Annotated in this window: 15 protein-coding genes and 1 pseudogene; 15 read left to right on the forward strand and 1 reads right to left on the reverse strand. The window is 59.5% G+C overall.

The features are described 5' to 3' along the window. Positions 1–23 precede the first annotated feature (23 nt). From JQK15_RS12345 to JQK15_RS27440, 5 genes are all read left to right on the forward strand, one after another. Positions 24–596 (forward strand): hypothetical protein, encoded by a 573-nt coding sequence (locus JQK15_RS12345; RefSeq protein WP_214865797.1) that lies wholly within the window; start codon positions 24–26, stop codon positions 594–596. Then, positions 596–1,438, forward strand: coding sequence for a dCTP deaminase domain-containing protein (locus JQK15_RS12350; RefSeq protein ID WP_214865799.1), 843 nt, complete (start codon positions 596–598; stop codon positions 1,436–1,438). Before JQK15_RS12345 ends, JQK15_RS12350 begins: the two co-directional genes overlap by 1 nt. Before the next feature lie 128 nt (positions 1,439–1,566). Then, positions 1,567–2,571: a nucleotide kinase domain-containing protein gene (locus tag JQK15_RS12355; protein WP_214865801.1), complete on the forward strand. Its 1,005-nt coding sequence runs from the start codon at positions 1,567–1,569 to the stop codon at positions 2,569–2,571. Positions 2,572–2,591: 20 nt separating this feature from the next. After that, a complete protein-coding gene (locus tag JQK15_RS12360; RefSeq protein WP_214865803.1) occupies positions 2,592–2,918 on the forward strand; it encodes a hypothetical protein in 327 nt (108 codons plus the stop codon). A 6-nt stretch (positions 2,919–2,924) separates the two neighbouring features. Continuing rightward, positions 2,925–3,422, forward strand: coding sequence for a holo-ACP synthase (locus JQK15_RS27440; protein ID WP_214865805.1), 498 nt, complete (start codon positions 2,925–2,927; stop codon positions 3,420–3,422). Between the two features lie 150 nt (positions 3,423–3,572). On the opposite strand, the gene JQK15_RS12370 is transcribed toward JQK15_RS27440, so the two are convergent. Beyond that, positions 3,573–5,318, reverse strand: coding sequence for an ATP-dependent nuclease (locus JQK15_RS12370; RefSeq protein ID WP_214865807.1), 1,746 nt, complete (start codon positions 5,316–5,318; stop codon positions 3,573–3,575). Between the two features lie 148 nt (positions 5,319–5,466). Here JQK15_RS12370 and JQK15_RS12375 point away from each other — a divergent pair, with 148 nt between their 5' ends. The 10 genes and pseudogenes from JQK15_RS12375 to JQK15_RS12420 form a co-directional block, all read left to right on the forward strand. Then, a complete protein-coding gene (locus JQK15_RS12375; protein WP_214865809.1) occupies positions 5,467–5,916 on the forward strand; it encodes a hypothetical protein in 450 nt (149 codons plus the stop codon). Continuing rightward, the gene (locus JQK15_RS12380) at positions 5,909–6,889 is read left to right on the forward strand and encodes a helix-turn-helix transcriptional regulator (RefSeq protein WP_214865811.1); all 981 of its coding nucleotides are present in this window, start codon (positions 5,909–5,911) and stop codon (positions 6,887–6,889) included. Before JQK15_RS12375 ends, JQK15_RS12380 begins: the two co-directional genes overlap by 8 nt. Before the next feature lie 206 nt (positions 6,890–7,095). Further along, positions 7,096–9,306, forward strand: a complete 2,211-nt coding sequence (locus JQK15_RS12385) for a TonB-dependent siderophore receptor (protein WP_214865813.1) — start codon at positions 7,096–7,098, stop codon at positions 9,304–9,306. Continuing rightward, entirely contained in the window at positions 9,303–9,578 is a 276-nt protein-coding gene (locus tag JQK15_RS12390) for a hypothetical protein (protein ID WP_214865815.1), read from the forward strand. Before JQK15_RS12385 ends, JQK15_RS12390 begins: the two co-directional genes overlap by 4 nt. Then, positions 9,575–9,871 carry a hypothetical protein gene (locus JQK15_RS12395; RefSeq protein WP_214865817.1) on the forward strand — a complete coding sequence of 99 codons (297 nt, stop codon included), beginning with the start codon at positions 9,575–9,577 and terminating at the stop codon, positions 9,869–9,871. The genes JQK15_RS12390 and JQK15_RS12395 overlap by 4 nt, the downstream gene beginning before the upstream one ends. Then, on the forward strand, positions 9,868–11,463 hold the full coding sequence (locus tag JQK15_RS12400; protein ID WP_214865819.1) for a PepSY-associated TM helix domain-containing protein: 1,596 nt from the start codon (positions 9,868–9,870) through the stop codon (positions 11,461–11,463). The genes JQK15_RS12395 and JQK15_RS12400 overlap by 4 nt, the downstream gene beginning before the upstream one ends. Further along, positions 11,460–11,864: a hypothetical protein gene (locus tag JQK15_RS12405; protein ID WP_214865821.1), complete on the forward strand. Its 405-nt coding sequence runs from the start codon at positions 11,460–11,462 to the stop codon at positions 11,862–11,864. The genes JQK15_RS12400 and JQK15_RS12405 overlap by 4 nt, the downstream gene beginning before the upstream one ends. Beyond that, the gene (locus tag JQK15_RS12410; protein ID WP_214865823.1) at positions 11,861–12,721 is read left to right on the forward strand and encodes a siderophore-interacting protein; all 861 of its coding nucleotides are present in this window, start codon (positions 11,861–11,863) and stop codon (positions 12,719–12,721) included. Before JQK15_RS12405 ends, JQK15_RS12410 begins: the two co-directional genes overlap by 4 nt. A 1,025-nt stretch (positions 12,722–13,746) precedes the next feature. Next, positions 13,747–14,064, forward strand: a complete 318-nt coding sequence (locus tag JQK15_RS12415; protein WP_125988541.1) for a reverse transcriptase-like protein — start codon at positions 13,747–13,749, stop codon at positions 14,062–14,064. Positions 14,065–14,173: 109 nt separating this feature from the next. Further along, a pseudogene (locus JQK15_RS12420) lies at positions 14,174–14,527 on the forward strand (tyrosine-type recombinase/integrase); the annotation flags it as partial. Between the last annotated feature and the right edge of the window lie 260 nt (positions 14,528–14,787).

Below are 14,787 nucleotides of genomic sequence, written 5' to 3' on the forward strand. Positions count from 1 at the left end.
CGATGATGAGCGTATGCGATCACTTGCTGACCCTTCAGTGGGCTCAGCTTAAGCACGACGAAGCCTATCACAAAGATATTGTGATCCTTCCCCTCGCTCAGCGCATGAAGCACATGGCGCTGCATAACGCGAAATACACCGCGTACTTCCTTGCGGCCGTCGATGACGGTGATGAAGTGCGTTTCCAGCGAACGCTGACGGACGCTTTCATCATCTGCCTTGCCGTCGCCAACACGCTCAATCAGCATTTGGGTCGTGAGCTCACGGCTTCGAATCCGGACCGTTCGCTGCTTGAGCTTGGAAACGCGCTGGCGGGAACGCTTGGTCGCGACGACGATCCACTCTGGATCATGCGGCAGTATTGCAAACATAGCGGGCAACTGGCGAAGCTGTGCGAAGCCTGGGACCATCTTGAGGATCTGCAGTTTCGTAGCGGCATGCATCAGTGCAATCTCAGCCTCGTTTCCGCAGTGCTGGCGGAGGCAGCGGCGCGCGGCATAGACCTCGCTGCTGCTTATCGTGAACGCATCCGAGCAGTGGAAGCGCGGTCAATTTTCGACAGCTTCACGCGCGCAGGCGCAGGAGGGGAAGCCTAGTGTTCTGGGGCGGCGAACGGCTGAAGGATGAACTCGGAGCTCTGATCGACGACTATGATGTGAAGCGCGTCGACCGCGCTGCCTACCGGCTTCGTGTCGGCGGTGAGGTGTACGTGTCACCGACGGGTGAGCCGAACGATCCTCGCAACAAACCCAAGAAGCCTTTGGGCGAAGGTGAGAGTTTCACGATCCCAGCAGGTCAGTTTGGTTTTATCTTGACCGAGGAACGGATTCGCGTGCCGCAGCATGCGATTGCGTTCATTTCGATCCGAGCGACCTACAAGTTTCGCGGGCTGGTGAACGTGTCGGGATTCCATGTGGATCCCCGCTATGAGGGCAAACTGCTCTTTTCGGTGTTTAATGCTGGTCCCGGCGCGGTCCATCTCTCTCGTGGGGAGGAGTGCTTCTTGATCTGGTACGCCAGTCTCGACCGGCCCAGCGTCCTTCAGACTAAGATGGGATTCGAGGCAATCCCGTCTGATCTCCTCGGGCCCATAGCCACTGGCGTTGAATCCTTTGCCGGGCTGAAATCGAAGATCGACGAGAACGACAAGAAGCTGAGTGACCGAGTCACTACCGTCGAGCGTGAGCAGGCGGTCATGAAGTGGGCCAGCGCGCTCCTCATTGGCGCGATAATAACGTTCGGCTTGAAGGAGTGTTCTCTCTCACGGCCAGTAGCTGCCCCGGCTGCGGCAGTATCGAGCACGGTTCCATCGCCATCGCCGACCATTACTGCCTCGCCGAGCGCATCTCCATCGCCGGCTGTCATGCCAGCGCCAGCGGAAACACCGTCACCAAGTCCGGCGCCAACAACCCCATCTTCTGGTCCTTCGGGCAGATAGCCAAAGAACGTCGTTTTCGGCTGCGCCGATCTGCTCTAGGCAGTGGAAAGACTCACAATCGGCGTCGGTGCGGCCGGACGGCATGCTATGCATGCGCCCTGCTAATCCGCAGTCGCGCACGGAATGACATGGAAACAACGCTCGTTTTTGAAACCTACTGGCGATTCGCCGCTGAGCGTCAGGCACTCTATTTTCGGCGCCTTGCCGATCCGATCGGCCCTTGGACCAGCGATCCGGTTCTCGCGGCACATAGGTTCACGAATGCATACCGCGCGAGCGACCGGGTCAGTCAGTACCTGATCCGTGAAGTCCAATACCGTGAGGATCGCCCGCGCACGCCGCGGGAAATCTTCTTCCGCACCCTCCTCTTCAAGCTTTTCAACCGTATAGAGACCTGGGAACTGCTGGAAAGCGTCCTCGGCCCCTTGACATGGGAAGGAAGCGATCTGAACGAGATTGAGCGTACGCTCGATCGCGCGATGGCCGCTGGGCTCAAGCTCTACTCGCCGGCCTACATCATGCCAGCGCCAAAGCTCGGGCACGCGCGCAAACACGCCAACCATCTCGCCCTGCTGGAGAAGATGATCGAGGACAGGCTGCCGGAGCGTGTACGCCAGGCGCCGAACCTTCGGGCGATCTATGAACTTTTGCTCGGCTATCCGGGGCTTGGTCCCTTCCTGGCGTTCCAATATGCCATCGATCTTAACTACTCTGAGATGCTCGACCATGATGAAGGTGATTTCGTCATCGCGGGGCCTGGGGCCCTCGATGGGATTGCTAAGTGCTTTGTCGACACGAAAAAGCATTCGGCAGAGGAAGTGATCTTCTGGGTCTGCGAGCAGCAGGATCGCGCGTTCGCTAAGGCTGATATCAAGTTCCAAAATCTGTTTGGGAGGAAGCTGCAGCCCATCGACTGTCAGAATCTCTTTTGCGAAATATCCAAGTATGCGCGTGTCGTCCATCCAGATGTCAAAGGCCTTTCGGGCCGAACGCGCATCAAACAGGTCTATCGCAAGAGCCTGGGACCGATGCCTCAGCCAACCTTCCCGCCCAAATGGAATCTCGAGGTGCCGACCATCGCTGCTCCGTTCGAGCAACGGCCGATCGGGGATTTGATGGGTCTTATGGAATGAGCGAAAGGCTGCGAGAGAGGATGGCGAAGACGCTGCGTACATCGAAGGTCGTCTACACCTGCGTAGCGGTTGCAGGCCTCATCGCGTCCATCGCATTGGGCTGGAAGTCCCTCTGCGTGTTAGGCGGATCGCAAAGCCCGCGAGCGCTGGTTGATCATGCGCCAGCATTGTTCGGCATGCCGTTTGCTATCACGGCAGCATTGACATTGGTTTGCTGCGCCCGCGCGCTTGACCCCCAAGCGCATATCGATCTTCTTGGATTGCGCGTAAGGGGGGCAGCCGCGACGATCGTGTGCTGGATTGTCGTCTTCGCCGTCCTGACGATCGCCATCCGAGCGCTTTGGTAGCGCCGGTTGCTCCTTGGAGTTGGCCTTGACCTTTGCAGGATCGCACCAATTCGGCGATCCGTGAGCCGGCTCGGGAAGCCTTGGCTGGACGAGATCTTCACCGAGGTTGAGCAGGCCGAACTGGTGGGGTCGCCGGACTTGGCGGTGTCGGCTGCTCGAGGGTTTGCAGCGAAGGAGGCCAGCGCAAAAGCTTTGAGCACGGGGTTTGGAGATGGGGTGCATTGGCTGGATTTCGAAACTGGCCCAGCGGAAACCGCCAGACCGGTACGCCTTCACGGCGGCGCCCGTGATCATGCCCGCGCGCTTCTGCCCGCCAAAATACTTATCGAATGCCAGACCTGGCTTAGTCGGGACTGCGGATGGGCGGTAGCGGTCGCGCTCATGTCGGATCGAAGTTCCGGACTCGATCAAACTATAATTTGGAGCACGATATCTGAGGCCGTCATAAAGCCTTTATCATCAGGCTTGCTGCGCTTGAATGGCATTGGCAGATGTTATGCGTAAGCGCCATCACTGTAATGGCAACCGAGCGACCACTTTCGAATATGCCGTCCGAAAGCTGCCAGTCTGCGGCCGGCCCTTTTGAGCGTCGAATGACCTGCCAACACATGTCTGTTATGGGGAATTCCCAGTGAGATTCATCGCTCATTGGTATTAGGGCTCGCAGAGATCACGGATGAGTTCGACAAGGTAGCGCACGTCCTCGGGTATCTCTTCGGCTAACATCGCCTTGGCAATGTCGATCGGCCGGACACCAAGTTTAGCTTTCACGGAGTCAGGATGCTCGTGGGTAATCTCTTTACCGCGAGCATCGACCATTGCGTCGGCGACGTCCCGCGACGCAAAGTCGACCGGCACCACGAGAGCGTGGTCGGCCATCAACTGCACGACATCGTCCTCTGGTCGGCCGCTTGCCCGCGCGATCGCGGGGGGCCACAACAGGTAGTTCTCGATGTGGCGCCGCCGCCAAATTTTAAGGTGCAGGTTTGGATCGACGTTGTTCTGCGACCGGTCGGAGAGCGTGGCCTTGTCTATCTGGCCAATTGCCATGTCGTCACGGTCGCGCAGGCTGACCGCAACTAAGTCCGGTATCTCCGCCTTCAGCTGTAGGAATAGGTGCTTTCGCTCGGTCGCGCCGCCGGTCCACGGCCAGACCACAATCTTCTTAGGCCATTCGATGCCGAGCTGTGTAGCCCAGGTTTGGAGCATCCTGGCGTCGCTTGACGCCTCCACGATCAACATTCGCTTCGACTTGCGCAGAGGGTCTAGCTTCGGCGCGTATTCGCTGCCGAGGCCGATGAAGAGGCTGACTTTCCGCTCGTCCTGATCAAGGTATTTCGCCGATGCGCCTCTGAACTCCATGATCTGCGTGTGCTCGGCAGAGCGCAGGATTTCGGTGCTGTGGGTGGCGAGCAGCACCTGCTTGCCGGACGCGGCGACAATCTCGTCGAGGGCCTCAATTAGCTGGGCCTGGAGCGACGGGTGCAGGTGCGAGTCCGGCTCGTCGAGGAGCAGGGTGCAGGTGCTCGGGCTCAGCGCGAGCGCATAGACGCTAAGCCACTGTAGGAACCCGCTGCCCTCGGCCATGAGGTCGCGCCCATTAAAGTTTGCCAAGCGTTTGAAGGTGGTGCCCTCAAGTTTGCCCTTGACGCAGTTGACCCTGATGTAGCTGTGGAACAGGTCGTTGAACGGTTCGACGATGAGCTGCATGCCGAAGATGCGGCCCATCGTCGCTTGGAGAATTTCCCACGGATCCTCTTCGCGCAGCCGCCTGAGGTCGGACGACTTGATCTTTGTCCGACCCTCCTTAAGCCGGACGCGGGCCGCGAGGTTGGTCTCGTGCATGTCGAGCAGCAGGTTTCGGATGACGCCGCCGGCGAGGCCCCGTCCGATCAGTCCGCGTCGCTCGGCGCCCGACATTTTGTTCTCGCGTTGCGCGATACCGGCGAACGGCGGCAAGTAGGCAACCGCCGGTAGGGCGTCGTCGTTCGTCAAATTCGATGCCGCCGCCTTGACGAATAACCTGTCGTTGGTGAGTGCGAGCGACAGGCATAGGTGCTTCGCGACGCCGCCGGCCGTCCAGCCGCACTCGATCGAGAGCGAGTAGCCGTCGTGCCCAGGGATCTGGCTCTTGAGGTTGGTCCACAGGTGCTTAAGGCTGGCGACTGCGATTGGCGAGAACTCGTCATCCGATAGGCCCAGACCCTGTCCCCCATACCCGGCGCTTAGGCTCTCGCGGCCACGCTCGTTCTCGAGCACAAGGCGGCAGAACTCCCAAACGGCAATCGCCTGCAGCAACGTGGACTTGCCTGAGTTGTTTCCGCCCGCGAGAAATGAGATGCTGGTTGGGTGCAATACGAATGACGAATTTGTGAACCGCTTGAACCGGGTGAGCTTCACGCTCTCTATCATTCTCTGCCCCCTCAAATGTTCGATCGATCGTCGGCGTCAGTGTGCCGCGTGCCGACCCGCCTGACTAGGCTGATCACTGCGTTTCGGCAATGTCGGTCCCGCGCTGCCTCCGCTTTACATTTGCTCAACTAGCAAAATGAAGTTCCATTCTCACTTTTCAGTGCTGAAAGGCAGCCAGTCAGCTAACGGCTATATATTAGTCGTCCAGGGTGATGAAGCAGACCGACCGCTGGTGGGGACGGAAAATTGGCGGCTGAATGGCGGCAAAGGGTCGATACTCAATTCCATGCATTATTGCGAATTGTTCGCACGGACATTAAGTGCCCTTGTGATGCCCATCAACGTACCAGATTTCATCTGCCTGTCACGATTGGTGCAGCGCTTCATGGTCAGTCTGGCTACGACAGAAGCGGTGACGCAGAAGGCATGGCTTGGGGCGCTGGATATTGAGAATGATCCGCCCAATGCAAACGAGATTAGCGCTAGGGAGACCATGAGGTCGTGTTGGCTCGAAGAGACGTGTATCCCGACGGTGACAACCTGCCCCTCGAATTTTGAATTTCGAGATGAAGCAATCGATGGATAAGCATTTCGTCAACGGTGCCTTTGTCGCAGACGACCTTGTCCGGGACGCAGTCCATCAGGCCTTGGCGAGCGTTGAACCTCAGCAAAAGCAGCGCCAGCAGATGACCGGCACCTTCGAAGGCTGGTTCTGGGTCGAGGATGTCGCCCCGCACCTCTTTGCCTCTGCCTGCGAGCTTGAATGCCCGAGCGGCGCGGCGATCTCGCAACCGGTGGAACGCTCGGTCATGATCAGCCTCCTGCTGAAGGGAGAGAATGGTCAATTCGTGCCTGAAGGGGCCGAACCGGTAAGCAGCCATGTCGAACGCGCGCACATAGTGGCGCTTGGTGAACCTCGGCTATGTTCGCGCGTGCTGGCACCCGGTCAAGGCTGCCGTCGAGTGGAACTGGGGCTGCGGGCTCCTTTCCTTGACGCCAATGCGGATGCGCTGTCGGCCATGGACCTTGAAATGCTGGACTATCTGATGAGGCCGGGGTTTCGCAGTTACCATTTGCCGCGCACCCAGACGATAACCCACATGGCCTCCATGTTGGCCGAGGAGCACTATCACGGATCCCTTGGTCGGCTGTTCCGGGAGTCGATGACAGTGCAACTGATCCTGCAGTCGCTGCGGCTGTTTGCTCAAGAGCGAACATACAATGGCGGGGTGAAGTCGCGTGGCCGAGATGCGGTAATGGCGGCGCGCGACATTCTTGACGAGATGCTGCTGGCGCCACCTGGGACGATTGAGCTGGCACGCCGGGTTGGCCTCAATCGCAATGCCCTGCAGGCTGGTTTCCGCGACGCTTTCGGCACCACTGTCTTTGGATATGTGCGCGACCGGCGCATGGCGATGGCAAGGGTCATGATCGAGGAGCAGGGCCTGGGCGCCGCGGAAGCCGGATACAAGGTCGGCTTCGCGAGCCCCTCCGCCTTCACCGCGGCCTACCGCCGCACTTTCGGCAGTTCTCCCATTCGGGGCCAGCGGGCTGCCTGACGCGACAGTCTTCGTGCTTCGCCCGACAGTAATGGCGATTGGAGCAGCGAGCGGGCAGTCCTAATGAGAGCCAGTCGCATTTAGCGCGACGCGATCTCTCTTCGAGCGAGGACTGGAACAGCGGGTTTGCATAGGCAACCGCCGGGGACGGTGGATTCCGCAGCCACTCCGATCCTTACTCGAGACACGGCACGAACAGGGAATTCATGACCAGAATCTGCTTGCTCTCCGCAGCGCTGCTTGCGGGGACGTCCGCCATTGCCCACGCTCAGGCGGCCGATGACGCCGAGACCTCCGATCGGATCATCGTCGTAACGGCAACCGGCCAGTCGTCGGCGACTTCGACCACGAAGACCAGCACCCCGATCATTGAATCGCCGCAGTCGATCTCGATCGTGAGCCGCGAGGAAATGGACTTGCGCGCCTCGCCGACGATCTCGGATGCACTGGCCTATACGGCCGGTGTGCAGGCGGCGCCTTCCGGCCTTGATAGCCGTGTCGACGAGGTGACCGTGCGAGGCTTTGCAGCGGGCGGGTTCTCGTCGAACAACAATTTCGTCGATGGTATCCGCCTGCCCACCGGTGGGCAGTGGACCCGCACATCATTCGACACGTTCGCCATCCAGCAGGTCGAAGTGCTCAAAGGCCCATCCGGGACGCTTTACGGCCAGAGCGCGCCGGGCGGCATGGTCAATATCGTCACCAAGCGGCCGACTGAACAATTTCATGCAGAAATGATGCTGCAGGCGGTGGGCATGACCGACCTGGGCAAATGGAACACGCAAGCCGCAGTGGATGTCGGCGGACCAGTGAGTTCGACCCTGTCAGCCCGGGTGGTCGGCCTTGCCCGTTATGGCGACACGCAGGTCGATGACGTGAAGAACAGCCGTACCTACATCTCACCCAGCCTGACCTGGCGGCCGGATGACAACACGAGCTGGACCCTGCTTGGCCAGTATCAGCGCGATGAGGGTGGTGCGACCTTCCAATATCTTCCGGCGACGGGTGCGCTGCGCAAGAGCAATGGCCGCTACATCAAGCTGGGAGACAATCTGGGCGAACCTGACTGGAACACGTACGATCGCAACCAGTATCTTGCCGCCAGCTTCTTCGAGCACAAGTTCGGCGACACGGTCACGGTCCGCAACAACACGCGCTACACCCACCTCGACAGCCTCTACAAGGTCGTGGTCCTGACCGGCGACACCGTCACCAGCTGCACCGCGGCGATCGCTGGCTGCATTGCCGGCCAGACGATCCAGCGCCGTGCCGTGCAGGGTGACGGCAAGAGCGATGGCATTGCAACCGACACCCAGGTTGAGGCGCACTTCTCCACGGGCCCGGTAAAGCATGTGATGTTGGCAGGCTTCGACTATTTCCACACGAAGTGGGAGCATTATCGCTACTTCACCGCCACGCAGCCGCTACTGGACATCTTCGATCCAGCGCCACGAGGCGCCTCGACGATCGCGACCAGCCTTGCTCCGCAGAGCTTTGTGGAAACGGTGAGCACGCAGGCGGGTGTGTACTTGCAGGACCAGATCAGCCTCGATCGCCTGCGCGTGACGCTGAGCGGCCGCCAGGATTGGTACAAGGATGACCAATATAACCCGCGGACAGCCACCGGCTTTGTCTCGAAGAGCAACGCCTTCACCTGGCGGGCGGGGGCAGTCTATCTGTTCGACAATGGCCTGGCGCCATATTTCAGCTATGCCGAGAGCTTTCAGCCGCAGGTCAGCGACCCGGCTACAAATTTGACCGGCGAGATATTCAAGCCGACCACGGGACAGCAGTTCGAGGCAGGCCTGCGATACCAGCATGGCAACAGCATCTATCTGACCTTGGGCGCCTACCAGATCACCCAGCAGAACATCACCACCTCGGCCAGCACCGAGGAACTGGCTGCCTACCCCGACCATGGCTGCGACGACGCCAGCTGCCTCGTTCAGACCGGCGAGGTGCGCATTCGCGGCGTGGAGTTCGAAGCCAAGGCCTCGCTTCCCTGGGGCATGGCGGTGGTCGGCAGCGTCACCCGAAGCGATAGCGAGATCACCAAGACGAACACCGCCACGCAGGTCGGCAAGAAGCTGGCAGCGGTGCCGGACTGGATGGCATCCCTGTTCCTAAGCCAGAAGATGGAAAACGGGCTGAGCTTCGGCGGCGGCGCGCGCTATACCGGCAAGAGCTTCGGCGACAATAGCAACGCCGCCAACCTGGCGATCCCGGACTACACGCTGTTCGACCTGTTTGCGCGTTACGACATGGGCAAGCTCAGTTCGAAGCTGGAAGGCGCTTCCTTCTCGCTCAACGCCCGCAACGTCGCCAACAAGCGCTACGTTGCGACCTGCATCGCCCTGTCAGCCTGCTATTATGGCGAAGGGCGTACCCTGACGGCACGGCTCCAGTTCCGGTGGTGATCATTCCCATAGCCGGCGGCGCGGCGGTGGTCCTGGCCGCCGTCGCGCTATACCTCGCCACGCCGCACCAGTGCTGGGGGGAACTTCCCTTTGCGGCAGCGGCCTATGGTCGGAGCGGAGCGGCAATGCTCGTTGCCGGCCTGCTCATGCTATTGAGCTGGGCAGGCCCTGCGACCGCCCTCTTCATTGTCGCCACGCTGCTGATGACGATCTGGTCGGTCGTGCCCGTCGTGATCGCATGGTGGCGGAACAAGCGGAAGGGGGCAGCATGAACCGTCCGCTTTCGAGCCGCGACTGGCTTGGCAAGTCCTGCGCGGGCCTGGTGCTCGGGTTCACCTTCTCGCTGGCGCTCTCGGGGCTCTTCCGGCTCTGGACCGGCTACGGTGACGCCTATTTTTCGGCGAAGGGACAGCTGGGCATGTGGATCATGGCGCTCACCTGGCCACTGATCCTCGGCTTCGTCTTTCTTTTCCGCACGAGCTTGCGGGCCTGGCTCTGGCTGGCGCTCGCCAATCTTCTGACCTGGGTGCCGCTGGTGGCCCTGGGGGGACTGCATATATCATGAAACTGCCCACCGACCTCATACGCATGTACAAGGAGATCCACGGCTGGGTCGGCATCGTCGCTGGCCTCGCCTTGTTCATCGCCTTCTATGCTGGCGCGCTGACGATGTTCGAGGAACCTCTGCAGCGTTGGGCTTCTCCGCCCTCGACATTGGCGCCAGCCCCATCGCTGGAGCGTACCCCCGAACTCGTTGCCAAGGTGAAGGCAGCTTATCCCGAAGCTGCGCGCGGATATGAAGTAAATCTCGTCATCGACGCTGCTCATCCCGGTCGTGTCAGTTGGCGGGCACCGGGCGGCAAGCGGGGTGAACATGGCGGTGGCGCTACCTACTTTGCCTCACTCGCAAAGGATGGGGCGCTTCAGGTCGAGAAACAGCAGCGGTCCCAGGTGGCAAATTTCATCGACGTCCTTCACCAGCAGGTTGGCCTTCCGTTGCCGCATTGGCTGGCGATGCCGATCATGGGTGGAATTTCGCTGCTCTACGTGATCGCGATGATCTCCGGCATCGCCGTGTTGCTGCCGAGCCTCGTGAGCGATCTTTTTGCGCTGCGCATAGGGCGCAACGTCAAGCGTATGTGGCTCGACCTCCACAACCTCCTGGGTCTGATGAGCCTTCCGTTCCACATCATCATCGCGCTCACCGCAGTCGTGTTCGCCTTCCATGATGAATTCTACGGGGCGCAGCGCATGGCATTTTCGGACGCTGCGAACCGCGCACGACCGCTGACGCGAGCCGAAGCGTCTATCGATGGCACGCCGACGATCACGCCGATTGAGATCGTCCAACGCCTCAAGGAACAGGCGCCCGGCTTCACACCGCACCAGATCGTCTATGGCCAGGGCGGTGGCATTCTGCCTGCATTGCGCGTGCAGGGTAGCGATCCGCGTTATGGTCAGCGTGGGCCGACCTACGGGATCGCCGGGCTCGACCCGAACACCGCGCAAATCATCGATCGCAACTATATGCCCGGCATGCAGGACGGATGGGCGGCGACCACCACTGGCCTCTTCACGCTGCACTTCGGAAGCTTCGGTGGCTATCCGATCCGCTGGACTTATTTCTTCATGGGCCTGGCTGGAGCGTTCCTGTTCTACACCGGCAATCTGCTTTGGGTCGAAAGCCGGCGCAAGCGTGAGCGCAGGTCCGGTGCCGTTCAGCAGACACGCGCCACACGGTTTCTCGGCGCACTGACCGCAGGTGTGCCGCTCGGCTGTGTGGCGGGGATTGCAGTGACACTGGCTGCAGCGAAATTGCTTGGTCCCGTTGCCACATATGGTCTGCACAGCGCGGTCTATTATAGCGTCTTCGCGGTCTTCACCATCTGGGCATTGGTACGCGGTGCGGCCAGGGCAGGTCAGGAACTTTGCGCCCTTGGGGCCCTGGCCATGCTCAGCGTTCCGGCGGCCAGCATCTGGGGCGGCAAAGGTCTCTACGATCATCCTGAATTGGTGCTGGTCGACATGGTGGCAACGTTGATGGCATTTGCGCTCCTCCTAATGGCGTCTGCGGCACGATCGCGTGCGTTGGCAGGCGCGTCAGACAGCGTCTGGTCGGCATTGCCCTCCCAACCCGTGCCCGAACTTGCGCGATGATGAACACCCGTTCCCTCAGTCGTCGTCCACATGTTGAACGGCAGGTGCTTGCCATTCTTCGAGGGCGGGAAGGCGCGGCGGGAAACAGCCGGATTGCCGGCGACTTTGCCCGCCTTCGCGACCTGGCGCAGGCGGGAGGCCATCCGGTGCTGCCGGTAGGTACATTGTACCTTGGCAACAGCGAACTGCTGCTTCTGTCCTGGCTCGCCGTTGCTCAACGCATCATCGCGCCCAAATGCGAAGGACCATCCCAAACCGACCTTGCATCGGCGATCGCGGCATGTGCCGATACGCTGATTTCCATGGGTTTGCGGCTTTATCCGATCAGCTTCTATGCGCACCGGCTGCGCCAATCCCGTAAAGCTTCGATTGCCCCGGTTCACAGGGACTCTGAAAAATGACTTCCATATCCAGATCTGCGACTGCGAACGTAAATCTTCCATCGCGTCCTTCCAGCGCGCTTCGCGGTGAGGATCATGACAAGGGGCTGCACGATGTGCGTGCTGTAGTGGAGACCATCGCGCATCCTGGCATCTCCATTCAGCGCATCGGGGCGCGGCTGCTGGCCACTGCGCAGGATCCGAACTGGGCTGTGCCCAACGTGGCCTTCCGGCTGCACCTGCGGCACGGCGGAGAGGATATCTCGCGGATATACACAGTCCGCGATAGCGATGGCGCAGGGCGGTTTTGCTTTGACGTCGTTCTGCATGAGGGAGCGAGTCCGATGATGCAGTGGGTCCAGGACGTGAAGGTTGGGGACAGCTTTGGCCTGACCGGACCGCGTCCGCATATGGGCCTGCCAGAGGCGAAGGGCCGCAAGTTGGCCCTGTTTCTCGATGAAACCGCGATCCCGGCGCTATATTCCTTGCTGCGGTGCTGGCCCGGCGACGTGAGCGGCGCAGGCTGGGTCGTGACGCGTGACCCGGAAGCGTTTGGCGAACTGCCGCACATCGAAGGGTTGCACCTGGAACATCTCTACCCGGTAGAGGGCGAGGAAAGTCTTCTGCGCTGCGCACGGGCATTGCCCAATGGCGCGGATTGGATGGTGTGGGCAGCGGGTGAGCGCCGCGAAATGCGAGCAATCCGCCAATATTTCTCTGCGCTGGGTGTTCCTGGAAAGGATCTTGCGATCACCGGATATTGGGGTCGGGGCCTTAGCAATACTCAGATCGATGAGCGGCGGAAGGCGGATTATGAAGCCGTGCTGGCCCGTGGCGGTACGCTTTCCGACTACGACGATCTCGCTGTAGGAATCTGACTATGCTGGAATGCTCATATTGCGTCAGCATGCGAACTATTTCTAGCTCCAGAGGTGCTAAGCCTGGATCGCTGGAGCGCCGTAGATAATGCGCCTAACTCTGCCTGTCGGTTGAAAGCGACCAGTCCGGCCAAGGGCGGATTTTGGTCTCTAAAATCAGGAACCGGTCGGTCTGCACTGGGGAAACAATATCTGGCGGCTGAACGGCAAGAATGGGTCGACTGACGCCCAAAAAGGACGCTAACACCAAGCAAATGGGAACCTAACCCGCGTAAAAAACCCGAGGATTTCTCAATGTTTGGACACAGATGGCTAAAAGTGGACAACCCTTGCAAATTTCTTCAATAATGTCATAAGCTTAGTGATGCGATAGGCTCATCATTTGAAGTTCGTGGTATATTTTGCGGTATCTCGCTGCGCCTGACGAACAATCAACAATTTGAAATCAAATCTTTATTTCACCTCTTGGATTCCGTCCCCGGCACCATTTGTTCCCCTCAGATGACCGGACCCACTAAGTCGCGCCGCTGACCCGCTAAGTGGCTTCCTGCGACCCATATAAACGCTTCAAGCTCTGTATTTGAGCAGAATCCGGAATTGCGCCCACTGGACGGCTCAAGTCGCCTCTGGCGCCAGCCGCGGCAAATTACGTCGGCGGCCAGATCATAGCGGCGACATATTCTAGATCATGACACTGCGAGCAAAGGGATCAGGTCCAAAGGACGAACCGGGGAATCTGGTACCGAAGCGTAAATCCCTCTCTGAAACTGAAGCTGGCCTCCGAACCGAATCGGAGGTTTCGCTCATTTCGACAGGTGGTGACCCCGCCTATATTATGGATTTTCGAGGTGGAAGCGCATCTTAACTATTTGTTAGGATGTTGCGTTGCATGCGTAGACGCATCAGGATGGCATACCTGTGCAAACTATTCATAGTTAATTTTCAATTAGTGCTGAATATCTATTCACGTAGCTGAATTTTCGTGTGCATTCCAATCCTGCTCAACCGAGAATGAAAGGATTTGCATGAAAATTACTCCGCATGGCACCCTACATCGCCTGTCCAACGGACAAAATCTGATGACGGCTTTCGTCGATGGCGTGGCTTTTGATCAAGTCATTTGCTCGAACGGATCATCGACCGAAGCTGCCTATATCGCTACCGAATGCGCGTTGCGATTTGCTCGGGCGATTGGCGCGCGCAGCGTGACAATCTTCACGTCCAGCCGTCATGTCGTTCATCAGATGAATGGCTACTGGCGAGCGCGAAAGCGAGCGACCCGTCGGATGCGCGATAGGTGCCGCAGCTTGTGTGATGGAATGAAAGTCACTTTCCAATTCTGATATAAAAAAGGAGGCCAGGGCCTCCTTTTTTATATGCTTAGTCGATGTCGTACTTTGCCAATGGCACAGCTCTCGGCTCAAACCTTAGCGCGAGATCCAGAACGCCCTTCACAAGGTTCCGCTCTCCCGTCAGGTTCTTGGCCTGCTGGAAAAGCTGGAGGGCATGACCGGGAGCGGTCAGCTCCTGTTTCCCAGCCCCCGATCCGACAAACGCGCCATATCCGATAACACGCTCAATGCAGCGCTTCGCCGGATGGGCTTCAAGCAGGACGAGATGACTGCGCATGGCTTCCGGGCCATGGCGGCGACCTTGCTCAACGAATGCGGCAAATGGCATCCGGATGCCATTGAACAACAGCTGGGCCACATCGAAGGCAATGATGTCCGGCGCGCCTATGTGCGCGGCGAGCATTGGAGCGAACGCGTGCAGATGATGCAATATTGGTCGGATCGGCCCCGATGATGTCGTAGGCGCAGCGGACTCGAAGCTGACAGGGATATGCCCAATTCTTTGCACCTGCGCCGGCAACGAGGGAAAAACCGCCCTCGCGACCCTGGATGACGAGTGATTTGGGCCGTGGCTCGATCGCAGGGCGCGGTCGGACCGACTTTCGCCTGCGTTTTGCCTTTGGTTCAGCATTCTCATCGATGAGCGAGAAGAAGTCCACCAGGGCATCGGGATCCTTCTGCTCGATCCTGCCGCCGATCATCTGCTGAAGCTGC

Source organism: Sphingobium sp. BHU LFT2, assembly GCF_018604485.1.
Lineage (GTDB): Bacteria > Pseudomonadota > Alphaproteobacteria > Sphingomonadales > Sphingomonadaceae > Sphingobium > Sphingobium yanoikuyae_A.

Coding starts and splice junctions, on each gene's coding strand:
- JQK15_RS12355 (WP_214865801.1), top strand. CDS start 1,567: ATGGAAACAACGCTCGTTTTTGAAACCTACTGGCGATTCGCCGCTGAG.
- JQK15_RS12360 (WP_214865803.1), top strand. CDS start 2,592: ATGGCGAAGACGCTGCGTACATCGAAGGTCGTCTACACCTGCGTAGCG.
- JQK15_RS12375 (WP_214865809.1), top strand. CDS start 5,467: ATGAAGTTCCATTCTCACTTTTCAGTGCTGAAAGGCAGCCAGTCAGCT.
- JQK15_RS12380 (WP_214865811.1), top strand. CDS start 5,909: ATGGATAAGCATTTCGTCAACGGTGCCTTTGTCGCAGACGACCTTGTC.
- JQK15_RS12385 (WP_214865813.1), top strand. CDS start 7,096: ATGACCAGAATCTGCTTGCTCTCCGCAGCGCTGCTTGCGGGGACGTCC.
- JQK15_RS12395 (WP_214865817.1), top strand. CDS start 9,575: ATGAACCGTCCGCTTTCGAGCCGCGACTGGCTTGGCAAGTCCTGCGCG.
- JQK15_RS12400 (WP_214865819.1), top strand. CDS start 9,868: ATGAAACTGCCCACCGACCTCATACGCATGTACAAGGAGATCCACGGC.
- JQK15_RS12405 (WP_214865821.1), top strand. CDS start 11,460: ATGATGAACACCCGTTCCCTCAGTCGTCGTCCACATGTTGAACGGCAG.
- JQK15_RS12410 (WP_214865823.1), top strand. CDS start 11,861: ATGACTTCCATATCCAGATCTGCGACTGCGAACGTAAATCTTCCATCG.
- JQK15_RS12415 (WP_125988541.1), top strand. CDS start 13,747: ATGAAAATTACTCCGCATGGCACCCTACATCGCCTGTCCAACGGACAA.